The sequence below is a fragment of the Spiroplasma phoeniceum P40 genome (assembly GCF_003339775.1).
GTDB classification, from domain to species: domain Bacteria; phylum Bacillota_I; class Bacilli_A; order Mycoplasmatales; family Mycoplasmataceae; genus Spiroplasma; species Spiroplasma phoeniceum.
This window is the reverse complement of record NZ_CP031088.1, coordinates 1,175,687-1,200,461: the sequence shown is the minus strand read 5'-3', so window position 1 is coordinate 1,200,461 and position 24,775 is coordinate 1,175,687. Positions and strand designations below refer to the sequence as shown.

Here is a 24,775-nt window from a genome sequence, read left to right as displayed (position 1 = left end):
AAATGGGAGAAAAGTTTTTTACAAATCAAAATCAGCAAAAATTATTAGTTGAATTAAATAATGAAATGTGTACTGCTGATGAAGTATGCTTTGTTTTTCCTTTTATTTCAAAGGCAATTATTAATAAAATTGAAGCATCAATTAAACATTGCTGAATGCAAAAAATTCCAATTCGAATTATTACAACAACTTTTGATGATTTATCAGAATACAATAATTTATTAGAATTGACCCGTTTAATAACAACTTATGATAATATCCAAGTTAAAGTTGAAGATAATTTAGAAAAACGAAGTGAACGAATTCATATTAAAGCTTCCCTTTTTAAACGATTCCATGGTATTTCAACCGTAATTCTTGGTTCTTCAAATTTAACTTATAAAGGAATGGTTACTGGGCGAGAATGAAATATTAAGTTAACAACAAAAAATAATCCTAATTTAGTTACGGAAATAATTGATGAATTTGAGCATTTATGAAATGAAGTTTTAGTTGATTTTAATGATGAAATAGCACGTAATCATTTATTAGAACGTATTAGTCAAAATAAATCAATGCGAATTGCAACAATGTTTAATCATACTGCAACTGAAATTTTAACCATTCGAAAATACTTATATGATTTTCAAAAAGCAATTGTGGCAAAATTACAGTATCGTCGTCGTTGTGGTAAACAATCACATTTAGTAATTATGGCAACGGGAACGGGGAAAACTGTTGTTGCTGCGTTTGATTATTTACACCAATTACAAGAAAATAATCATCAACCCTTGAAGTTGTTGTTTTTGGCTCATCAGAAAGAAATTTTAGACCAAGCCTTACAAACTTTTCGCAATGTTTTGATGGATCAAACTTTTGGAGAAGTAATGTATGAGGGTAAAGTAATACAGAATCAAACGCATATCTTTGCAACTATTCAAACCATGGCAAGTCGGTTACCACAGTTTGCGGCAAATTATTTTGATGTGGTTATTTTTGATGAAGCACACCATATTGCTGCTACAACCTTTGACCAAGTTTTTAATTATTTTAAACCACAACAAGTACTTGGATTAACAGCAACACCAGAACGAGAAGATGGTAAGTCCATTAAAAAATATTTTCTTGATGAATATGCCGAAGAATTACGACTATGAGATGCAGTTAATCAACGTTTATTATGTCCATTTGATTATTATTGTATTGATGATAATACGGTTGATTTAACTGGCGTTGATTTAAACGCTGATAATGAACTTTTTAAAAAGTTAAATACAAATGCTCGAAATGAGTTATTATTAAAAATGATTGATAAATATATTGGCTTATATGCAAAACCAGTTGCCTTAATTTTTTGTGTTACAATTGAACATGCTAAATTGGTAGCAACATTTTTACGAACAAACCATTTACGAGCAGATTACTTAACATCTGAAAATCGTGACTACCGCGCGCGGATTTTACATGAATTTAAAACAGGGCGAATTAATTATTTATGTGTTGTTAATATGTTTAATGAAGGAATTGATGTATCAGAAATTAATATTATTATTTTATTACGACCAACAAATTCAAAAACAGTTTATTTACAACAGCTTGGGCGAGGGCTTCGTAAAACAGAATTAAAAAGTCGCTTAGAAGTTTATGATTTAATTAGTAATATTGATAGCAAATATGATATTGCTGTTGGGATTAAAAACTTATATGATCCGAAATTAACATCAATAAAGGGACTGTTAGCTAATGAAGGACTGCCTTATAATTGTACAATTACCTTAGAACAACGCTCACAAAAAATTATTTTAAATAACTTACGAAAATGATATGATAATCGGGCTCGAATTAAAAACCATATTCGTGAATATTATCAAAAATATCAAGAGGCAGGATTAAAACATTTACTAACTGATTATGATTTATCCTTATACCAATTTTATAATTATGTTAACGATTTTTATGTTAAAATTGGCCGAAATATTAGGCATTATCATCAAAATGAAAATAATACTAATCGTAATAAAAATATTTTAAAACAATTTTTATTTTTAGATAGTTATCCAATTATTAATTATTTTATTTTACGTTTAAGTCAAACTATTACTGCTAATGCAATTAACCTTGAATATGATAATTTATTAATAACATCATTATTATATGAAGTAACAAGTATGAATGTTTTTACGCAATTATTTCCAAATTATTTAACGATTCCTGATTTAGTAACTTATTTTATTGACCAGCATCAAGTAATTGTCGCTGAATTATTGTTACTTTTACAATATAAATTAGAAAATGAAACATTAAAAATGTATTCTAGTGCAGCAACACCATTATTACCCGGGACAACTTATACTGTAAAACAAGTATTATCCGTAATTGGTCGAACTAATTTTTTATTATCACGAGGTGAATTACGAATTATTGCTTTTCAAGCAGGATATCTAACATTTGATCAAACAAAACAAGTTATTTTGGCGGATGAAGATGGTACTGGTTATGGAAAATTAACCAAATATTTACCTGATCAAAAGATATTTTATTGGTCAATTCCAGAAGTGATGACAATGGCTAATAAATTAGTGCTAGATATGCAAAATAGTGCAATAACCAAATACTTATTTTTACAAAATAAAATTAATTTAAAATTACCGAATTTAGGATTAAAATTATATTCTTTTGTTGGCTTTGGCAAGTATGACACAATGTTAACAGACAATTATCTTACTGCAAAATTTTTTGTTCAACTTGAAGAAGAATAGATGATATTAAAATGTATTTTTATAATTGTAAGTAAAAAAGATTAATCCATTTCACCAGTTAAACAAAAATGTATTATAATTAAATAATAAGTATTATTTTATTAAAGGAGCCTATAGTAAAATGGAAAGTTTTAATCTTGAATACATTCGGAGTTTAGCGAGATTAGCAATATTTAATAATGCCGAACAGTTATACGAAACAAAAAAAATAACATTATTAAAAATTGATGAACAGAAAAGTTCAAGCGATGAAAAAGAATTAATGCTTTATTGCCAAGTAGCGTCAAAACATAGTGGGGATTATTATGATGTTAATGTTGTTTTTACTTTAATCAATAATTTAACTTTTTTAACACGGCAAAATTGTAGTTGTATTGACTATAATTTTCAACATCAAATTTGTCAGCATATTATTGCGGTTTTACTTTTTGTATTTTATGAATCAAACAATAATTTGGTTACTTGACGGTTATTTTTTACAGCGAGTAATAAACTATTAACAACATTTATTAATAAAAATAAACAAAATGATAGTTTAAAAGAACGAATTATTACTTGCCAATGTAGTTTAATTATTGATTCTACTTTGCAACAACCACCAGCAGTACAACTAAAGTTAGGATATGAAGGTAAGCAGTTGTTTGATATTAAAAATATTTATCATTTTTTGAGTTTTTTAACCAAACCTGCCCTTGATCCAGATTATTTAAAAGGTTATGAAATTTCACAAAAATTTACTTTTTATCCTAATAAAAGTACTTTTGCACCATTTGCTGAAAAAGTAATTATGTTTTTACAACAAGAATTTATTAATGTTAGTAGTTTTTTACAAACACAAAAAATGGATTTTTATGGGGTATCAATTACAAAAAGTTTTGGGTTTTCAGCATTTCAAACAGAACGATTTTTAAAACACATTAAAGGGAAAACAATTAAACTAATAATTGATGGGGAAGAATATTCTGATGTTAAAATTAGTGTTGATCAATATCAACCAGCCTTATCTATTCAACAAGAAGATAATGTTATTCAAATTATTAATAAAAAAGAAAATCCAATTATTTTAACAGCAACGCAACAAAGTCTCTTTGATACTAAACAAATTTTTTTATTAAATGATAAAGATACTTTTTTATTAGGACCAATTTATCAAACAATGGCATTAACAAAACACAACAAAATTATCTTTAATCCACAGCAAACTAATGATGTTATTAAAGAAATTGTTTCCTTATTAGATTATCCAGATAATGCAGTTCAAATTGACCCTATAATTTTAAATTCATTAGAAAAAACACCATTAGTTATTGAAAGCTATTTTGATTTTAAGAACAAAGAAATTATGTTACGACCTCTTTTTCGCTATGGAAAAATAACATTTGATTTACTAAATAAATCCAATAATGACAATAAAATTGTTTTACGAAATGTTTATCATGAACAAGAATATTTAACATTTTGTAAACAAATTGGTTTTGTTCAAAAAGGGAATTATTTTGTCTTAAATGAATTGGAACATGTTTTAAAATTATTATCAAAAGATATTTTAACATTAGAAACGCTTTCACAAATTTTTTATACTGATAATTTTAAAAATGTACGTTTAATTGATTTTAAAGTAACAAGTACTACAATTAATGTTAATCAAAAAAATGACTGGTTAGAATTTGATTTTAAACTTTCAAAACTTGATTATTCAGATTTAGGAGAAATTTTAAATGCAATTAATCGTAACCAGAAATATTATCAAATAACAAATGGTAGCATTATTGATTTGCAAGAACAAACATTACAAAAATTTGCAACTTTAATTAATCAATTTAATTTTAAACAAGAACAATTTATGCAAGGAAAATTACAAGTTCCAAAATATCATGCTTTAACAGTGTATAATAATTTAACTTTATGAGCTGAGTTTAATTGCTGTTTTAATGTTGATTTTGAGAATTTAATTACAAAAATTAAGCATTTAGAAGAAAATGAATTTAGTGTTCCAGCATCATTAGCATCTATGATGTGTGATTTTCAAAAAAAAGGTTATTTTTGATTAAAAACCTTAGCTTCGTTAGGGTTTGGTGGTATTTTAGCAGATGAAATGGGATTAGGAAAAACATTACAAACAATTAGCTTTATTTTAAATGAATATGAATTAAATCGAGAAATGGAACCGGTTTTAATTATTGTTCCAGCAGCATTAATCTATAATTGAAAAAAGGAAATTGATCGGTTTGCACCAATGTTACAAACATTAGTTATTGCTGGGGAACGAAAAACACGGGAAATGTTATTTACCAAAATTAACCAAGGGCAAGTGGTTATTACCTCTTATCCATTATTACGCCGTGATATTCATTATTATCAACAAATTTTCTTTCAATATTGTTTTTTAGATGAAGCACAACATATTAAAAACCCACAATCAATTAATGCAAAAGTGGTGAATACTTTAAAGACAGGGATTCGGTTTGCCTTAACAGGAACGCCAATTGAAAATAATTTAACTGAATTATGGTCAATTTTTAATTTTATTTTACCTGGCTTTTTATTACAACAGCAACAATTTCAAAAGCGATATGAAATTCCAATTGTTTGTGAACAAAACGAAGCAGTTAAAAAAGAATTATTACAAAAAATTGCACCATTTATTTTGCGACGTTTAAAACAAGGGGTAATGAGTGAATTACCACCAAAAATTGAAAATAAAATTTTAGTGGAAATGACAGCACGACAAAAGAAAATTTATGCTGCATACGCTAATGCTGCTCGAGAAGAAATTAATAAAATTTTAACAGCTGGACAATATAATCAAAATCGTTTAAAAATTTTTTCTACCTTAACTAAGTTACGGCAAATTTGTTGTGACCCAAGTATTTTGGATAAAAAATATCAAAATGAAAGTGCTAAATTAGATGCATTACGTGATATTTTTGGTGATCTTGCTGGTAGTGGTCATAAAATATTAATTTTTTCACAATTTACTACTGTTTTAAAACGAATTAAAGCAATTGTTGAAGAAATCGGTTTACAATACTTTTATTTAGATGGGAAAACTCGTTCGGAAAGTCGTGTGCTAATGACACAAAAGTTTAATGAGGATACAACAGTTAATGTTTTTTTAATTTCTTTAAAAGCTGGTGGGATTGGTTTAAATTTAACAGCAGCGGATTTTGTTATCCATTTTGATCCATGATGAAATCCTTCCGTAGAAAATCAAGCAACAGATCGTGCTCATCGTTTTGGACAGCAGAATACTGTTCAAGTAATTAAGTTAATTGCAAAAGGAACTATTGAAGAAAAAATTTTAACAATTCAAGATAATAAACAAGCTGTAATTGATGCTGTTTTAAATAATAATTCAGAAAATGCTAATTTTACAAAATTCTCAGAAGCAGAATTACGAAATATTCTTGAGTTATAAAAATAAAGGAAATAACAAAAAAAAGTATAATAATTTTTAAAAATATTTTTACATAGGGCATCGTGTAATCGAAGTTCAACAAATCAACTTTGAAAGGAGTTGATTTTTTAATGGAAAGAAAACATTATTTTATTTTGCGGTCCCTAGTAACTAAATATGGAAAAGATATTGTTATTAATACTGTAAATAAAATAGTAATTAATAATGTAAAAGATAATGTAAAAGAAAATGAATAAATTATCCGCGTAATTTATTAGCGGTAATTTATTCAATATAGTTTATTTTGAGCGTAGCGAACACGCGAAGCGTGCCGCAATATTTTTAGAGAGGAGATGTAATATGCCTACTTGATTAACGACAATATTTAGTGTTGTTATATATATTAGGGATTTTTGCTTGAATTGCTTTATCAATTTATCAAAAAATTAAACAAATTCGAGGAAAGAAAAAAGAAAAAAAATAAATTGAAAGAAAGGAGAGTAATAAATAATGTTAGGTATGTATTTAACAACAGCGTTTAATTTTTTAACATCAACTACACCTACACCTAAAACTATGACTGAGGGTATGACTGGGATTTGAACTGGTTTGACTAGTGCATTATGAAAAGTTAAAAAAGGTATAACAAATATTTTACCTGAGATAATGGTTTTCTTAGGTGAAGCGTAAATTATATTAATTCCATTTGCTATATTTTGTATTATTAAAATCTTAAACTTTTTCCGTGTAGTGGTAGTGTGTTTGCGGTGGCTAGTTGTAGAACACGGCCAAAACACAATATTGATGATAAAGAAGTAAATGATAATAAAGATCTTGAAATTTTAAATCAGATCAAAGTCAAAGTACGCCAAACGTTGACAGCATGGTGGGATACAAAGACAACAATTGATATTAATGATTACTCGGATTAAATACCATTTTTTACAGAGTTAGTAGGAGAGTTAAAAACAAGGGATGATCACTTAACTTTAACAGGTGAAACAATTAGTAAATATCGTTTTTTAACACAGTTGCTTACTGGTTTTAAAGCAGAGTTTGTTAATTTAAATCAAAGTTTACGAGATCGCTATTCAAATTATTATGTGGATACGATGCCGTTGTTAGCGGATAATGATATTTCATTTACTTTGTATCATATTAATTTTGATAATATAGTAGACTTATTAGAAGCTATTTCGCAAGCAATATTGGGAATTACAGTGCGAGTTAATATTGCTTATGAAGTAAAATTTAAAGGATTGCAAGCGAGGGCTAATATTGAAGCTCTAGTAGTTATAACTAATGATTTGGTTGCTTTAGACAATATACAAGATAACATTGAAAAGTATTTTACTAATTTTGTTCATAATACCTTTCAAAAAGAAAATTATAAAATTGTATGAAATAGATATCATAATAACATAACGGAGAAGCAGGTTATTTTGCCCATTATTCAAAAAGTTTTAAAGAATAAAAATATTTTGTTTTTTTAGTGACATGGTAACGGTTCCTTTAAAAGTGTTACCTTTTCCAAGAGATGCGTTTTTAAAAGAACATTCTGTGTTGGCGTGAGCGGGTGAGGTATATGACGCTGATAAATTGGCGCCAGAAAAATTTTTAAACTTTTATAAAAAAACATATATTTCAAATAACATAAAATAGGATGAAAATTATTATATTTTATTTACTTTTGATACCTTGACTTTTAAAAATGCTGTGATTGAGAATTTACCATTTAAAAAGTCTATGTATATAAAATTAGAAGAACAATTGAAGATTGTAGTTGTAAAAGATGTCTTTGATTATCAGCTTGAGGAGTTTGCAAAAGTGGTAATGGAGTTTTGACATTGTTTTAAGTTAGAAACATATTATGAGAATTATCGTCTTGTTTTTAAGGTGAACCAAGCGGTTTTTGATAAGGTACTTAACAGTGCTAGTGTTTTAAAGAAAAACTTAGAAATAGGATACATTGGTGCAATTTTTACTCCCATTTTTAATTTTTTTAATAAGAGAACATCAGATTTACAAGGTACGCTTAAAGGTGCCGATGTTGTGAGCAACAATCTAAAGTATAAAGTTAATTATACAAAGAATGAAAAATCTTTGACTATAAAATTATTACATAAAGGTTGAGTCTATTCATATAATGATATTAGTTTAAGTTACTTCACCTTTATGAATAATGAATTTAACTTTTACTATAGTTTTTTTATTAATGTAATGTGAAAAGATATTAACGTTGATAATAATAAATATTCTTTTTTACAAATAATTAATAGAGTTTCAAGTTATTTAAATATTTAAACTAATTATTTATAGTCTAATCATTACCTTTTTATAGGTTTTAAAATAATGGCAATTTACAAAAAGGATGTTATCCTATTCTTTGCTTTTTCTAAGATAACAAATAAAGAATATTTGAAAATGTGAGTGATATAATAATAAGTGATTTACAACATAATAGAATATGATTGGACTAAAGGAAGTATAAACAATGCAAAATGATATGCGCGCTATATATGATGAAATGTGTGATACTTGTAAAAAACCTTTAAAAAAATTATTTTAGCAATTCGTAGTGACCGAACAAAATATGTTAATAATTTACTTCTTTTTGTTTGTAAAATTAATCCAACATTTACTCTTAAAAATGATGCAGGAATAATGCCAATTTCATTAATTAATTGTAAGGATAATAAGTATACCTTTTTTTGAAAAAATAATTTTTTAGATGTCTCAGGCAATCCAAAAGTTCCTGTTGTTAACCAAACAATTCAATTATCAAAAGAAACAATTGATAAAATTCCAACTCATCCTCGTTCGTTGCCAATTAAACCTAAGCCACCGATTGAAAAAGTTCTTGTAGTTCAAGAAAAAAAGTTGAAACATTAAAACCAATTCCTGAAGCAACAACTAAATTAGAATTAGAGGCGGCAAGTAAAATTGAAATGACAAATAATGATAAAAATAAAGATGATAATGATATTAAAGAAAAACCTATTGATTTGCCAACTGAATTAGTGATAACATCACCATCAATTGAAGGTAAAGCTATTGCTTTGGCAAAAAATGGAACCCGATTCCATGACATCAATGCGTAAAATTTTACATACTATTAATCAAAAAATGCAATTAAAAATTTGAAGTTTAATTTTTATTTTAGTAATATCACTTGTTGGTTTTGGCATTGGTGGATGACAATTATGACAACACTTTGCAAACACTGCAAATAATGAAAATAGTGGTGGAGGTGTCAGTGAACGAACTAATATTACTTTATTAGGTGGTGATTTAAGTAAACAAGTTATTGAAATTGAAGATTCAAATAATTGGATGGATTTATACGGTGCTTTATTAACCTTAGAAATTGGTTCCAAAAATGATGGGAAATTAGAGCCACAACTGTTAGAAGCAATTAAAGATCCAGCTACTACTTTAACTTTTAGTAGTGAACGTTTTCACGAAGATAAAACAGCCTATGCAGTTACAATTATTATTAATGCAGATAAGGCAACTAATTTTTATGGTATTACTAATATTGCAATCCAAGCTAAGTCAAAACGAATTAATATTATTAATTTGGGTACAAATTTAGCAAATACTTCTATTGATATTTCAAGTGATATACCTAAAGATATTTTATCAGCTATGATAGCAAATTCAGAAATTTCAAATAAGTTATCAACAAAATCATTAGCGTTGTTACAAACGGCGCAAAAAGATGAAAATTTATTTCTAAGAATTGATGGTAGTGTTAATAAAACACCTGGTGCAACATCTGATGTGCAATTAGTTATTTTAGCGGATAAATCAAATCTTTATAAAGGAACAGCTTCATTTTCTTTGAAAGTAAAATGAAAATTATAAAAATTAATTTTTAAACTCATTATTATCTATGATTTTTTTTATTTTTAAAAAGGATTTCTTGTAATTTACAAGTTAATCTAAGATAGGAGGAAGATAGGAGAGATGTATGCTTCAATTTATGGAACAGTTCAGGAAATTAATGCAAATTTAATTTATTTAGAACATAATAATTATGGTTATTAAATTAATTTAGTTACAAATAAATTATTTGAGTTTAAGAAAACAATGCAGATTAAATTATATACTTTTTTAGTAGTAAAAGATTATTTTCAATGATTTTGTTTTTTAGATTTAGCAACAAAAAAATTTTTGTGATTTATTAACAATTCCAACAATTGGAGTTAAAACTGCTGTTAAATTATTACAACAAATTAGTGTGGAAGATTTATTAACTTTAGTTCAACAAAATAATTTACATCAAATTGAGCAATTACGAGGATTAAAAGTTCATAGTGGTCGAATTTTATTTAATGCATTACAAAAAATTTATTTCACGAAAAAATATAATAATTTACAAAATAAAGTTATTAATTGTTTAAAAACATTAGGTTATTCTTTAAAAACTATTTATCAAACAATTAATGCAATTAAACAACCACCAAAGCAACTTGACCAATATTTAAAAATAGTTTTAACAGCAATCAGCAAAAATGCAGTTACTTAATTTTCGTCCTGATAATTTTGAAACATATATTGGTCAAGAAAGTATTAAAACAAATTTAAAAATTATGATATCAGCTAGTCAAAAACAACAGTTGCTTTTAAAACATATGCTTTTTATTGGCGGTAGTTGTATGGGAAAAACAAGTTTAGAATATTTAATTGCCAATTTATTAAAACAAAAATTACATCTTTTACATGGACCAAATTTACAAAAATCAAGTGACCTTATTACTTGTTTAATGCAAATTAAATCTTTTTATTTAGTTTTTATTGATGAAATTCATGCTATTAGTCAAGAAGTAAGCGAAACATTATATCCGGTTCTAGAAGACAATTGCTTAAACTTAATTTTAGGAAAAGATTATAATACTAAAAATGTAACATTATCATTGCCACCTTTTATATTTTTAGCAGCAACAACTTTGTTATATCAAATTCCACAACCATTATTGAATCGTTTTACAACTGTTTTTTATTTTGAAGAATATAGTAATTTTGAAATTCAATAAATTTTAAATAATTTATTTTTACAATTTGGATTAGTTTTACCAGCTAATGAATTACAATTAATAACAAGTTATAGTCGTAATAATCCCCGCACCACTTTGCGGTTATTTTATCTAGTATATGACTATTTGGTTGTTAATTCTTGTTCAATTGATCTTGACTTTTTAAAAGAAATTTTAACTAATTTAAAAGTATTTCAAGATGGGTTAGAATGAAATGAAGTTAATTATTTAAAACATATTTATCATCTTTTCCAACAAAAACCAGTTGGTTTAGGAACATTAGGCCAAATTTTAAATGAACCGCTTTTAACAATTACCAATAATTTAGAACCATTTTTATTAAAAAAGGGCTATTTGTTAAAAACCCCACGGGGACGGGTATTAACATCAAAAGCAATTGAATTTTTAAAAAAATTAACATAAATTGCTTAATTTTTTAAATAACTTAGTTATAATAATAATTGGAACTAAGGTAAGGTGTAAATATAATGCAAAATCATCAAAAAGAACAACAACAAATTGCTAATTATGTTTTAAAAATGATTAGTTTAAAAACAGTAGATTTAAAGTTATTAAATCGAAATATTACTGAACAGGATGTTATTAATTATTTATTAAAAATAATTTTAGTTGATAAAAAAATTATTGATGTTAGTGATGCTGCTTATTATATTTTTAATATTAAACTTAACCGGATAATTGAATTTATGAATAATCAAAAAATTACTGATCCAGATTTATCGTTAGATGATTTTAAAGATATGTTTATTAAATCATAGGATTAGATAAGAAATAGTGTACAATATATAAAGAAAAGTTGAAAAGTAGAATAGTGGTGTCAAGCGTGGGAAAGAAAGAACAAGTTAAAATAATTAAAGAGCCAAAAGATAAAAGAGCAATAAGTCGATTAATTATCCGAATCGGAACGTTAATTGTTTTAGTTATTGCTATGATTGTTGGTGCGCTTTTTTCAGCGGATAGTTTTCGTTATTCATTTCAAACAGGAATTGCTTATTCAGGAGGATATCAAGTTCAAATTGATGTTTTTGACAAAAGAGACCCTAATTATTCACCGGATACTCCAAATGGAGATAGCAAAAAAGGTTTAGAATTATTAAGAAATAAATTAGATCCTTTATCAAACCAAAATTTATATTTACAAACATTAGGACGTAATTCGGTTGAAGTTATTGTTGGAAAAGATAGGTTTAAATCTTATAATGACTTAAGTAAAATAATTCAACGATTAGGAGCAATTTACTTAACTGATAATAAGGGAAAAGATTTATTAATTAGTGATAATAATGTAACAAAAGAACGAACACCATTAAGTGATGTTATCTCTGATTCAACAACGGGAGTTGACCAAGCACGTCGACCAATTATTACCTTAAAAATTAAAAATCAACAAAAATGAGATAGCATTATTAATAGTTTAAAACCAGCAGAAGGAGGCGGACAAGCACAGCCATTATATATTTGAACTGATATTGGTCAAATGATTGATGATTTACGCCATGATATTGATAATATACAAGCAATTGCAACTTTGTTTAGTGTTGATATTCGTAGTAAGGTTTATTCAACAGATTGAACAAATATTTATCATATTTTTGATGTAGAATATTATGATACAGGGACTGCTCGAATTCAGCATGGAAATTTGTTAGATTTAGCATTACGTTATCCAATTTCACAAATTAGAACATGAATGGAAGATAGTCGTTTTCGTTTTACAACAGTACCGACAAATCGTTTATTAATTGATCCAAATGATAAAAGTGCTACAACAAATGCATATATTGATCCATTGCGACCATATTTACAAACAATTATTGAATATAATAGTGTTTTGACCGAAGCATATAAAAAATATATTATTAATTGAAATTCAATTAAAATTGGAACTGGTGCAGCCGAAAATTCAAATCAAATTACAACATCAACCGAGACAGAAGCTCGTCAAATTAGTAACTTGGTTAATGGGGGACTAAGTGGACTAGAATTTACTATTCGCGGTTATCGCGAAATCCTACCGGTTGTTTCAACAAATGTGTTTAAAATTTCAATGATTATTTTATGTGTTCTATTTTTGGTTATTTTTATTGTATTATTAGTTTATTATCGTTTATTTGGATTAATTGCCGTCTTAACTTTATTTTTTACAATTATTTCAACCTTATATTTCTCATCTTTATTAAAGGTTGAAATTTCACCAGAAAGTATTGCCGCCTTAATTATTGCTTTTGGATTATCATTAGAAGGAAACTTGTTGTTCTTTTCACGGTATAAACGTGAGCGGTATGAAAATAACATCCCATTTGAACCAGCAATGAAAATTGCTAATAAACAAACAATTGCTGTTTTTATCGATGCTTTAGTTGTTTTAGTAATATTGGGACTGTCTCTATTTTGAATAGGAACTAATAATATTAAATCATTTGCCACAATTTTATTAGTTGGTTTAATTATTGCAATTATTATGGTTTTTGCCGTAGCGCGGTTAATGTATTGAATTGTCATTAAGTTACATTGACAAGAAAAATATCGTTGGTTAGATGTTTCACGATTTTCATTATGAGCTTGATTGTTTAAGAAACAATCAAGAAAACTAGCTACTGATGTTAAAATAGTGGATTCTTCAACAACTGAGTTTCCATCTGATGTTGAAGCAAACATGCCTGCTAATGCTGAAACAGAATTATCTGCTTCAACCCCTGTAGAAAATAAAAAGCGTAAACAATTAAAACATGGCAAATGAACCTTTTATAATATTACAAAATGAACCCCAATTGTTGGAATCATTTTATTAATAATTGCCTTAGCAATTGGTTTTGCTGGAAAAGCAAATGTTGCTAATACAATTAAACCAGGAATTAATATTACAGTTAATGAAGACTTGTGAGGAACAGATGTGTCTAAACAAGTTCCAGATGAAGTTGCAATTGCCAAGTTAAATACGCAAATTGAAGAGTATCGGCAAATAACACGTCATAATTTTATTTTTAATATTTATGTGATTAAACGACAATATACTGGTAATAGTAACCGTATTTTAGTTGTTAGTACAAATATTACTAAGGGTACTTTTGAACGTGAATTGTTATCAAGCATTGCTTCATTTTATGGTGCTAGCCCTAGTGATACATCATTAGCCTTACAACAAACTGATCCAGTTATGGAAGGTTATATCTTAAAAATTGCGGCAATTAGCCTGGCAATTGGTTTAGCATGTATTTTTGTTTATACATTATTCCGTTTAGATTGAGCACAATTTGTTGGAATGGTGTTAGCCACAATCTTTACGTTAATTGTTAATATTGCAATTGCAATTATTACGCAGTTGTTAATTACCTTTGAAATGTCAATTGCGTTCTTAACGATTTTTGGGTTTGGAATTGCTTTTGGAACAATGGTAATGGTGCGTGCAAAACAAAATAAAAAAGCAATTAATATTCGTGAGTATGAAACATTCTTTGCCTATATGTCAGAACATCGTGCTCAAATTAAACGTTTACGTCGTGCTCATAAAGTTTATTATCAAGAGGAATTAAAAAAATTAGCAGTTAAAAATCCAGATTTAAAATTAAAAGAATTGAAAAAACAATATCGTGACCAATTGCACCGGGTAGAATTGGTGGCAAAAGATATTAAAAGTAAAAACCATAAAATCATCCGAGAAATTCAAAAAGAGTTTCGTATCTATAATTATGAACATAACTTTTTACAAAAAGTTGCTAATATTATAATTAAACAAATGCTACAGCACTGTTTAACATTAGTAATTATGTTTGCAATTTTATTAATTACTTTAGTGGCTTTTTCAGGAACATGATTTGGTTTTAATGTTGTTATTTTAATTGGTTTAATTATTGGGATGTTTGCGACATTATTTGTTGCAATCCCAATTTGAGTAGCATTAGAAAAATATCGTGCGTTAAATAAAATCCGTGTTAAAAATTACTTAGATTCACAACGTGTTGAAGTTGATGAACAAATTGTTGTTGGAATTAATGATTAATTAACCAAGAAAGGAATTTTTAAAAATGGATCTAAAAAAGTTTATTGTTGATATTCCTAATTTTCCAGAACCGGGGGTTATTTTTCGTGATATTACTCCTTTATTAAATAACGCTTTGGCTTTTAAAACAGTAATTAAGCAATTAGCAGCGTATGCTGTTGCTCAAAAAGCAACAGTAATTATTGCTCCTGAAGCACGTGGTTTTTTGTTTGGCCCAGCTGTTAGTTTTGCTACCAATTTAAGGTTTATTCCTGTACGAAAAGCGGGAAAATTATCCCGCGCAGTTATTGATGTAAAATATAGCTACGAATATGCGGCAAATCAATTAGAGATTCATGCCGGAGATTTACAACCAAATGATCGTGTGTTGATTGTTGATGATGTTTTAGCATCGGGAGGAACAGCACGTGCAATGTGTCAATTAGTTAAGCAAGAACAAGCAAAAATTGCTGGTTTAGCTTTTGTGATTGATTTAACATATTTGAATGGTAAAAAAGATTTAGATTCATATCCAATTAAAACCCTGATTGAATATTAATGCTAAACGCGATATAATTATAATTATTATAAGAAAAAGGGGTTGTTTATAATGGATTGAGATATTAAATACGAAGAAGTCTTAGCCCAAATTAAGTTGTATATTAAAGATGAAGCAACATTAAAGGAAATTCAGAAAGCATATCAGTATGCTGAAGAAAAACACCATGGGCAAGTTCGCAATAGCGGAGCAGCGTATATTATCCATCCATTATGAACAACCTTTTTTTTGGCACAATGGCGAATGGGGCCAAAAACTTTAATTGCTGGGTTATTACATGATGTTTTAGAGGATACTCCTGCTACCTTTGAAGAATTACAAGAATTATTTGGGATTGAAATCGCTAATTTAGTTGAAGGGGTAACCAAAGTTAGTTATTTTGCAAAAGAAAATCGTACACAAATTAAGGCACAATATTTACGAAAGTTATATTTATCAATGGCGAAAGATATTCGCGTAATTATTGTCAAGTTAGCTGATCGTTTACATAATTTAAAAACAATTGGTTATTTAAAACCAGAACGTCAACAAATTATTGCACGAGAAAGTTTAGAAATTTATTCAGCAATTGCTCATCGCTTAGGAATGAAAGCTGTTAAACAAGAAATTGAAGATATTAGTTTTAAAATTGTTAACCCTGTGCAATACAATAAAATTGTTTCATTATTAGAATCAAGTAATAAAGAGCGAGAAAATACTATTAATCAAAAAATTGAAGAATTAAAACAAATTTTAATTACTGAGAAAAAGATGCCTGTAAAAGTATATGGACGTAGTAAATCAATTTATTCAATTTATCGTAAAATGAATCAGTTTGGTAAAAATTTTGATGATATTCATGATATTTTAGCTGTTCGTATTATTACAAATAGTGTTGATGATTGTTATAAGGTGTTAGGTTTTGTCCATCAGCATTATACGCCATTAAATAATCGCTTTAAAGATTATATTGCTACGCCAAAACATAATTTATATCAATCTTTGCATACTACAATTGCGGCTGATGATGGTCTTATTTTTGAAATTCAAATTCGAACTGAAGAAATGGATGAATTAGCAGAACAAGGGGTAGCAGCGCATTGACGTTATAAAGAAGGGGAAAATTATGATATTGCAAAAAAACAAAAAGATATTGATGAACGATTAGATATTTTTAAACGGATTTTAGATTTAGAAAATATTTCAGTACAAGAACGAGATGAAATTCAACAAGAAGTTTATAAACCAGATCATTTAATGGAACAAATTATTCAAAATGATATTTTTTCTTCGTTAATTTATGTTTTAACACCAAATGGGAAGGTTGTAACATTACCATTTGGTTCAACTGTTCTGGACTTTGCTTATAAAATTCATTCTGAAATTGGAGAAAAAACAATTGGAGCAAAAATTAATGGTTTATTTTCACCAATTTCAACTGTTTTAAAATCAGGAGATGTGGTTGATATTAAAACAGCAGCAACCCAAAAACCAAATCATTCATGATTAGTTGTCGCAAAAACATCATCGGCGCTACAAAAAATTAAGAAGTATTTGAAAAAAGAATTAGTTGAAGTAACTAGTGATGCAAAATCAGTTAATTTAGAGAAAATTAAACAAACAAAGGCACAAATTGAAGAATATATTGCAAAAAAAGATTTAAAATGAAAATTAGTTGATTCAGAAACACAATTAGAACGATTACATGCAATTAATTTTAATAATATTGAAGATTTTTTGTTAGATGTTGCTAATGATGAATATACTTTAGAAGAAGCAATTAATTTAGTTTATTTAGATCACGAAACAAGTCAAAATGAAAAAATTTTAAAAAAATTACAAGATAAACAATATAAAAAAGCGCAATTAAAAGATGATATCATTGTCCAAGGTATTTCAAGTATTAAAGTTGTTATTTCACAATGTTGTTTGCCAATTCCATATGAAGACATCACTGGTTATGTTTCTAAAGCTGAAGGGATTAAAGTTCATTTAAAAACTTGTCGTAATATTCAAAGCGGTGATAAGCAAGACCGCCAAGTTAAAGTTAGTTGAAATGAAGCAGTTTGTAAAAATAAACAATATGATTGTGCAATTCGAATTGAAGCAATTGATCGACCTGCCTTACTAGTTGATGTGACAAAAGTATTAAGTCATTTAAATGCATCGGTTCAAATGATGAGTGCTAATGTTTCTGGTGATTTAATGAATTTAACAATTAAAACAATTATTAAGGTTAGTAATGCTGACCGCTTGCAACAAATTCGGTCATCATTATTAGCCATTCCAGATATTAAAGTATTAGAACGAGTTATGATGTAATTTGTTAATCACTTCAGAATAAATAAAAAATATCATCTTCCTTGTTTTCTTGGTATAATATACCTATAATTATTTAGAAACATGGAGGAGACTATGGCATTAAAGTCTTGACTAAAATTTAGTACTATATGATTTTTAGCAGGAATTGTAATTATTATAGCTGGAGCAGTTGTTCCAACATTAAATCAACAAGTAACAGCCTTAAAACAAGAAATTATTAATTCATTAAGCGTTAAAGGATTAAACCCTAATCCATTAGAAACTTTACAGGGAGATAGTGCTTATAATATTTTAAATTTTTTATTATCATATGGTTCTTTTCAAGCAGTTTTTAGTTTAAATGGATTTGCTCTTTTTAAATTTTGAGTAATTGATTTATATATTTTTGTTCCTATTTTTACATTAATTGCAGTTGGAACAGCAATTTTTGTTATTGTCTTACTAACAAATATAACAGCAACACATTGAAAATGAAATGTTCGTTTATTAGTTGGTAAATGAATTACAAGAATTGGTGGCTTTACTTTATATCTATCCTTATTTTTAGGATTATTTTTCATCGCCATTGCTGATGGTTTTTCTTTTGTACTGCGTGAAAAAATTTATTGATATAATTTAACTAATGGTCAAGGATTGGCAACTTGAATAAACAATGTACAATATCAACCAAATGTGTTTTCAATATTAGGTTTAATAATTAATCAATATGGCTTAGGAACGCTTTTTGCGCAAGCACCAACAATTATGCAAGCAGGAGCAGTATTAATTATTTTTGTGATGCCCCTTGCTGTTGCTAATGTTGTGATTGGATTATCAATTCGCATTGCAATTGAATTATTATTACCATCATCAGCAGGACACCGTGGTGGATTTGTAACTCATTTTATGCAATGATTAGGATACATTAATATTTCTTCTCGTCGGGAACTTCGTCAACGCTTAGGAAGCAACATTGGAATGATTTTATTAATGATTGGTTTTATTGTAATTATGATTTTCCCTTCCTTCACGTCAACAACGGGGTATGTTAGAGCTAACTGAATTCTTTTAGTAGTTGCAATAGGGTTAATGATCATTAGTTTTATTCCCCTTTATTTTATGTTGTTTTGTTTAGCACGTTTACAAGAATTTTCATATAATTTATTAATGTTTGTTCAAATGCTAACATGATTAGTAATTGGTTTACTTTGACAAACCTTAATGTGAACAATATTTCGCCAATATTTTCAATATCCAGCCGTTGTGATAGTAATTACAACTTTCTTCTTTGTTAATATTTTATTAGTTTCGTTTTATTTATTGGTTCGAGGATATCGAAAATAGGCTTTTAGTAAGAACTTCTTTGAAATAAAAAAGTTTTTTTCGTTTGGTATGCTATAATCCTATTAATTAATTATGAAAGAGAAGGGAATATTAAAATGACAAAATTTACAGCAAATGCAATTCGAAGAATGTGGTTAGATTTTTTTTGCAGTAAGGATCATTATGAATTACCTTCAGTATCATTGATTCCTGTTGATGATCCGTCATTATTATGAATTAACTCTGGTGTGGCGACGTTAAAGCCATATTTTGATGGGCGAAAAACACCACCATCACCACGCTTGACAAATTCACAAAAATCAATTCGAACTAATGATATTGAAAATGTTGGTTATACAGCACGTCATCATACTTTGTTTGAAATGCTTGGTAATTTTTCAATTGGTGATTACTTTAAAAAAGAAGCAATTATGTATGCTTGAGAATTTTTAACTGATAAAAAATGAATTGGGTTTGATCCTGCCAAATTATATGTCACAATTTATAAAGATGATCAAGAAACTTATGAAATTTGACGCAATGTAATTGGTTTAAGTGATGAACGAATTATTAAAGGTGATAAGGATACTAATTTTTGAGAAATTGGGACGGGACCATGCGGACCTAATACCGAAATTTTTTATGACCGTGGGGAAAAATATGACCCTGAGCAATTAGGATTAAAGTTATTGCAAGATGATTTAGAAAATGATCGTTATTTGGAAGTTTGAAATATTGTTTTTTCACAATATAATAATAATGGTGATGGGACATATACTGACTTACCACGAAAAAATATTGATACTGGTGCTGGATTAGAACGAATTACTTCAATTATTCAAGAAACACCAACTAATTTTGAAAATGATTTGTTTATGCCAATTATTAAAGCGGTTGAAAAATTAGTAAATGGAAAATATCATTATGATGAAACAGCATTGTTTAACAATGATTCAGAACAATTAAAAATTAATACTGCATTTAAAGTAATTGCTGATCATATTCGGTCAGTTACTTTTGCAATTGCTGATGGTGCTTTTCCGGGGAATAAAGATCGCGGTTATGTTATTCGGCGTTTAATTCGTCGTGCTAGTTTATATGGGAAAAAAATTGATTTAACAGAACCATTTTTATTTAAAATAGTGGGAACAGTAGTTAACATTATGCAAGAATATTATTCTTATCTAGTTGAAAAACAACCAATTGTTGAACAAGCTGTGTTAGATGAAGAAAATAAATTTTTAAGAACATTAGAACAAGGAAACAAACTTTTTAATGAAGTTAAAACAAAATATGGTACGATTTCAAAAGAATATGCCTTTCGTTTATTTGAAAGTTATGGTTTTCCAATTGAATTAATTGAAGAAGAAGCACACGAAGCAGGGATTAGTGTTGATCGTGTTGGTTTTGATGAATTATTAGAAAATGCGAAAACAATTTCACGTACTAATCGAAAAGATATTAAAGCAATTCATTTACAAAGCGAACTTTTTACCAAGTTAGATGTTGCTAGTCAATTTGTTGGTTATGAACATGAACAAGTTAATAATACAGAAATTGTCTTTATGTTTGCTGATGATAAACCAGTCACAAAATTAACTAATACAACAGGATATATCATTTTAAAAGAGACACCATTTTATGCTGAAAAAGGGGGACAAGCTGCTGATCACGGATTAATTTTAAAAGACAATACGACAGCTTATGTTCTTGATGTACAACAAGGGCCAAATAAACAGCATTTACATTTTGTTAAAGTTGAAGGTACACTTAAGATTGGAGATTTGGTCAATGCGTCAATTGACAGTGATCGTCGTTTTTATACGCGGAAAAATCATTCAGGAACACATTTAATTCATGCTGCTTTACGAGAAGTGTTAGGAAACCATGTTATGCAAACTGGTTCTTATAACGATGATGAACGTTTACGAATTGACATTACACATAATCAAGCAATTACACCAGCGGAAATTACAGATGTAGAAGCTTCTGTTACAAAAGCAATTAAGGCTGCAATTCCTTGTGAAGTTATTTATACTGATATGCAAACAGCATTAGATGTGCATCATGCTTTAGCTTTTTTTACAGAAAAATATGATGCTGAGGTTCGAATTGTTAAATTTGGTACTTATTCTTGTGAACTTTGTGGAGGAACCCATGTGACTAATTCACAAGATGTTGAAGATTTACTATTAACTGGTTTGGAATCAAAAGGAGTTGGAACATTTCGAATTCATGCTATTACCTCAAATAAAACAATTACTAGTTATCTAAATGAACAATTTTTAAAAGAAAAAACTGAAGCAATTAATTATTTTGATAAGTATAATCAAGGTAAGAAAGCATTACTTGACCAACGTTTAGAGCAAACTTGAGAACAAATTAGTAATTTAACTGTTTCAAAAACAAACTGAAAACAGTTAAAAGAGTTAGTAGCACAATTTAAAGAAGATTTTAAACATTGACAAAAACAATATGATAATATTTTAATTCAACAATTTGTCAAACAATATAATACCTTGTTACCACAAACTAAAAATGGAATTAATGTTTTAACTCATCAATTTACAGCAAAAGTTGATATTAATGCTTTAAAAGTGTTAATTGATGATTATAAAGTTCGATATCAAAACTTACTAATTTTTTTCGTTGATGTTAGTGATGAAAAACAAGCCACATTAATTGTTGGTGTTAGTGATGATTTACACGATCGTTATCAAGCTGGAAAAATTATTCAACAATTAAATCCATTATTAGGTGGTAAAGGTGGCGGCAATAATAGTGTTGCTCAAAGTGGTTTTAACAATAAAGACAAAACTTTACTTGTTAAATTATTTGCTGACCCGCTAGAATTTTTAAAACATCATGGCTAAGTATTATTTGGGAGTTGATGTTGGTAGTAAAACACTAGGCTTAGCAACAAGTCGGGGACTGATTGCGACTGGGTATGGTGTTTATCGCTTTCCAGAAAATGATTTTGCACAAGCAGCGCAATATTTAGAGGAGTTAATTACAACAAACCAATTTAGTGATATTATTATTGGTTATCCAAAAAATATGAATAATACAATTGGACCTCGTGCTTTAATGGTTAATGATTTTGTTGATATTTTAAAACCATTATTAGAAGCAACGATAACAATTCACTTAGTTGATGAACGGTTAACAACACGTCAAGCTCATCAAATAATGTTAGAAGCAAATCTTTCGCGCCAAAAACGAAAACAAAAAAAAGATAGTTTAGCAGCGCAATTAATTTTAGAAGCATATTTACAACAGAAATAAAAGAGTCATTCTCTTTTATTTTTTAAATGTTTAATTATAAAAGTATTGATATCAAAAGTAAGAAAAAAATGATATAATTTTAGAGAAAGAATTTATTGACGGTTATAATTTAAAAATTTGAGGTAAAATGATGGCTAGTAAGAAATTGAATGAAACAAAACAATTACAAGAAGTTAATAATAATTTAAAAATAAATGTTAATGAAACAATGCTTATTAAAATGTTAACTAAGTCTTGGAAAAAGTCAGAACCATATTTAAAGTTAATGGAAGAATATCAAAATTTGAATTCAAATAGTGCAATTGATTGAAATCAACGTTATGAAAAAGAATATGAAAAATTTGTTAAATTATTATTAGGAGAAAATGCACAATTTAAAAAAACCTCAAGTAAAAAATCATCATTATTTAAAAAAGAATTGGCAAAAAATGCAACGAGTAGCAAGAAAACAATGGGACTAAATCCTAGTCAGTTAAGATTATTGTCAAAACGAAAATTATCGCGAGTTGAAGACTTATTTCCATCGCGAGTTGTTCGTCGTTATCAAGCATCACAAGAAGCAATTGAATCAGAGATAAAACAACCACGTCAAGCTTTTTTAAATAATAATGAATCTGTTTTAGCAAGTTTGCCAACCGAACAAGTTGTTAAGAATGAACTAACCTTAGATGAGAATATAAATTCTGATAAAGTATTTCCTTCATCAGAAGAAACTGAAAATATTATTAGTAAGTTAAATCCAAATCAGCAAAGATTAATCCGACAACGCAATGAACATTATGGACGATTTCAAAGTCAAACACAAGGTTCAAAAAATGACAGTCAAAACGAGGAAACAATTGAATCATTAAAAGGATTTAATGAACAATTGAAAGAACATGCAAATAATTGAGGATTAAATCAAAATCAATTACAATTGTTATCACGACGAGATAATACTAAACATGATTTTAATCCATATTCAAATCGAACGCGAGAAGGTTATCATCCAGAAGAAGATTATTCTTTATCAAATCGGGATCTTAAACCACGGTCATTAGATGAAATTAAAGATCAAATGAATTTAAGTAAAAATCAATTAGAATTGTTGTCACGTCGGAATTCACATCCTTCAGAGTGAAAACAACATATGCAGCAAATCACACATAAAAAAGATAAAAATGAGACACCAATTGTGATTAATCCGGAACATGTTATTAAAAAACGTGATCAAATGGTCAAAGAATCATTATCCCGTAGTTTAGGAAAAACTAAGAAACAAATTGGTGGTAAATATATTCGTAATTTTATAAAAGAAGAACCAAAACGAAAACCAATTTTTAAAACTGATCTTTATTTAGAACCTGATATTACTAGACAAATTAATCCATTAATGATAAAACCATCAAAGAAAATTAAGTCAAAATTATCAGTAGAAAAAAATGAAGCAATTGTGCCAAATTTAACTTTCACAAATGCAATTAGTAGTAAGCAAAAGCAACCATTCTTGAATGGAACTAGTCAAAATAGTGTACCTACTAAAACAATAGGGGCTAGCAATAATCAAATATTAATTGAACAAACACAAAAAAATAAAAATGATTATATTTCAATTATTGATCCTAAAAAACGTCCTAATTTAAAAAAGTTAAAATATGGTAATGATTATGAAAAAAATAATGATAAAATTTCTAATTTAAAAATAACAAAAAAACAATCTAATTTAATAGCAGAAGTAAATAATCAAACATTTATTCCTACTAAAAGAAAAGACACAGATTTGACTTTATATACAAGGAAAGAATTAAAAGATTATCAAATTGATTATGCTGATTCTACAAAAAAACCTGATTTAACAGTTGATTTAACGGAAAATCAATACACTTATGCAGGATATCATCCTCGTGAAATTCGTGAAATTCATCGGCGTCAGTTAGAACAACTTCATCAACGCTTATTAAAAGAAAAATTAATTCAAAAAAATATGCGTAAAGAACGGCGTTATCAAAAAAAACTTAATAATAAAAAAGTAAAACCTAAACCATTACCACAGATTTTAATTGAAAAATATCGTGCTGAAGGAAAAAAGGTTATTGATGGCTTTTTAGTTGAAAACTCTAATAATGAAAAGAGTGAAAAAATAAGTAGTAACAATAAAGTGGTGAAGAATTAACA

Annotated in this window: 21 protein-coding genes and 1 pseudogene; all 22 read left to right on the top strand. The window is 27.7% G+C overall.

The features are described from left to right. Nucleotides 1–2 precede the first annotated feature (2 nt). Nucleotides 3–2,738, top strand: coding sequence for a DEAD/DEAH box helicase family protein (locus SDAV_RS07395; protein WP_114565098.1), 2,736 nt, complete (start codon nucleotides 3–5; stop codon nucleotides 2,736–2,738). 121 nt (nucleotides 2,739–2,859) lie between these two features. Beyond that, nucleotides 2,860–6,156, top strand: coding sequence for a DEAD/DEAH box helicase (locus tag SDAV_RS07390; protein ID WP_114565097.1), 3,297 nt, complete (start codon nucleotides 2,860–2,862; stop codon nucleotides 6,154–6,156). Between the two features lie 110 nt (nucleotides 6,157–6,266). Then, the gene (locus tag SDAV_RS14095; RefSeq protein WP_281268784.1) at nucleotides 6,267–6,392 is read left to right on the top strand and encodes a hypothetical protein; all 126 of its coding nucleotides are present in this window, start codon (nucleotides 6,267–6,269) and stop codon (nucleotides 6,390–6,392) included. 103 nt (nucleotides 6,393–6,495) lie between these two features. Then, nucleotides 6,496–6,619: pseudogene (locus SDAV_RS14660) on the top strand (hypothetical protein). 26 nt (nucleotides 6,620–6,645) lie between these two features. Further along, on the top strand, nucleotides 6,646–6,825 hold the full coding sequence (locus SDAV_RS07380; RefSeq protein WP_245938324.1) for a hypothetical protein: 180 nt from the start codon (nucleotides 6,646–6,648) through the stop codon (nucleotides 6,823–6,825). 77 nt (nucleotides 6,826–6,902) lie between these two features. Beyond that, a complete protein-coding gene (locus tag SDAV_RS12120) occupies nucleotides 6,903–7,067 on the top strand; it encodes a hypothetical protein (RefSeq protein WP_186823488.1) in 165 nt (54 codons plus the stop codon). A gap of 99 nt (nucleotides 7,068–7,166) precedes the next feature. Beyond that, nucleotides 7,167–7,628: a hypothetical protein gene (locus tag SDAV_RS07375; protein WP_114565096.1), complete on the top strand. Its 462-nt coding sequence runs from the start codon at nucleotides 7,167–7,169 to the stop codon at nucleotides 7,626–7,628. Between the two features lie 223 nt (nucleotides 7,629–7,851). Beyond that, the gene (locus SDAV_RS07370) at nucleotides 7,852–8,439 is read left to right on the top strand and encodes a hypothetical protein (RefSeq protein WP_186823353.1); all 588 of its coding nucleotides are present in this window, start codon (nucleotides 7,852–7,854) and stop codon (nucleotides 8,437–8,439) included. Between the two features lie 360 nt (nucleotides 8,440–8,799). Continuing rightward, nucleotides 8,800–9,027 carry a hypothetical protein gene (locus SDAV_RS07365; protein WP_114565094.1) on the top strand — a complete coding sequence of 76 codons (228 nt, stop codon included), beginning with the start codon at nucleotides 8,800–8,802 and terminating at the stop codon, nucleotides 9,025–9,027. A gap of 56 nt (nucleotides 9,028–9,083) precedes the next feature. After that, complete coding sequence (locus tag SDAV_RS12115; RefSeq protein ID WP_186823352.1) at nucleotides 9,084–9,236, top strand: hypothetical protein; 153 nt, start codon at nucleotides 9,084–9,086, stop codon at nucleotides 9,234–9,236. Continuing rightward, a complete protein-coding gene (locus SDAV_RS07360; RefSeq protein ID WP_186823351.1) occupies nucleotides 9,229–10,002 on the top strand; it encodes a hypothetical protein in 774 nt (257 codons plus the stop codon). Before SDAV_RS12115 ends, SDAV_RS07360 begins: the two co-directional genes overlap by 8 nt. A gap of 376 nt (nucleotides 10,003–10,378) precedes the next feature. After that, complete coding sequence (locus tag SDAV_RS07355) at nucleotides 10,379–10,666, top strand: hypothetical protein (RefSeq protein ID WP_114565092.1); 288 nt, start codon at nucleotides 10,379–10,381, stop codon at nucleotides 10,664–10,666. After that, nucleotides 10,653–11,174, top strand: a complete 522-nt coding sequence (locus SDAV_RS07350) for an AAA family ATPase (RefSeq protein ID WP_114565091.1) — start codon at nucleotides 10,653–10,655, stop codon at nucleotides 11,172–11,174. The genes SDAV_RS07355 and SDAV_RS07350 overlap by 14 nt, the downstream gene beginning before the upstream one ends. A gap of 126 nt (nucleotides 11,175–11,300) precedes the next feature. Further along, nucleotides 11,301–11,597: a Holliday junction DNA helicase RuvB C-terminal domain-containing protein gene (locus tag SDAV_RS07345; protein WP_186823350.1), complete on the top strand. Its 297-nt coding sequence runs from the start codon at nucleotides 11,301–11,303 to the stop codon at nucleotides 11,595–11,597. Between the two features lie 65 nt (nucleotides 11,598–11,662). After that, on the top strand, nucleotides 11,663–11,953 hold the full coding sequence (locus tag SDAV_RS07340; RefSeq protein ID WP_114565089.1) for a hypothetical protein: 291 nt from the start codon (nucleotides 11,663–11,665) through the stop codon (nucleotides 11,951–11,953). Nucleotides 11,954–12,018: 65 nt separating this feature from the next. Next, on the top strand, nucleotides 12,019–15,195 hold the full coding sequence (locus tag SDAV_RS07335; protein WP_245938323.1) for a protein translocase SecDF, variant type: 3,177 nt from the start codon (nucleotides 12,019–12,021) through the stop codon (nucleotides 15,193–15,195). A gap of 25 nt (nucleotides 15,196–15,220) precedes the next feature. Continuing rightward, nucleotides 15,221–15,733 (top strand): adenine phosphoribosyltransferase, encoded by a 513-nt coding sequence (locus SDAV_RS07330; RefSeq protein WP_114565087.1) that lies wholly within the window; start codon nucleotides 15,221–15,223, stop codon nucleotides 15,731–15,733. Nucleotides 15,734–15,784: 51 nt separating this feature from the next. Next, complete coding sequence (locus SDAV_RS07325) at nucleotides 15,785–18,034, top strand: RelA/SpoT family protein (protein WP_114565086.1); 2,250 nt, start codon at nucleotides 15,785–15,787, stop codon at nucleotides 18,032–18,034. 93 nt (nucleotides 18,035–18,127) lie between these two features. Continuing rightward, the gene (gene scm1, locus SDAV_RS07320; RefSeq protein WP_114565085.1) at nucleotides 18,128–19,357 is read left to right on the top strand and encodes a motility-associated protein Scm1; all 1,230 of its coding nucleotides are present in this window, start codon (nucleotides 18,128–18,130) and stop codon (nucleotides 19,355–19,357) included. 95 nt (nucleotides 19,358–19,452) lie between these two features. Next, entirely contained in the window at nucleotides 19,453–22,209 is a 2,757-nt protein-coding gene (gene alaS / locus SDAV_RS07315) for an alanine--tRNA ligase (protein ID WP_114565084.1), read from the top strand. Beyond that, nucleotides 22,202–22,621, top strand: coding sequence for a Holliday junction resolvase RuvX (gene ruvX / locus SDAV_RS07310; protein WP_114565083.1), 420 nt, complete (start codon nucleotides 22,202–22,204; stop codon nucleotides 22,619–22,621). The genes alaS and ruvX overlap by 8 nt, the downstream gene beginning before the upstream one ends. Nucleotides 22,622–22,751: 130 nt before the next feature. Further along, the gene (locus SDAV_RS07305; RefSeq protein WP_114565082.1) at nucleotides 22,752–24,773 is read left to right on the top strand and encodes a hypothetical protein; all 2,022 of its coding nucleotides are present in this window, start codon (nucleotides 22,752–22,754) and stop codon (nucleotides 24,771–24,773) included. The last annotated feature ends 2 nt before the right edge of the window (nucleotides 24,774–24,775 follow it).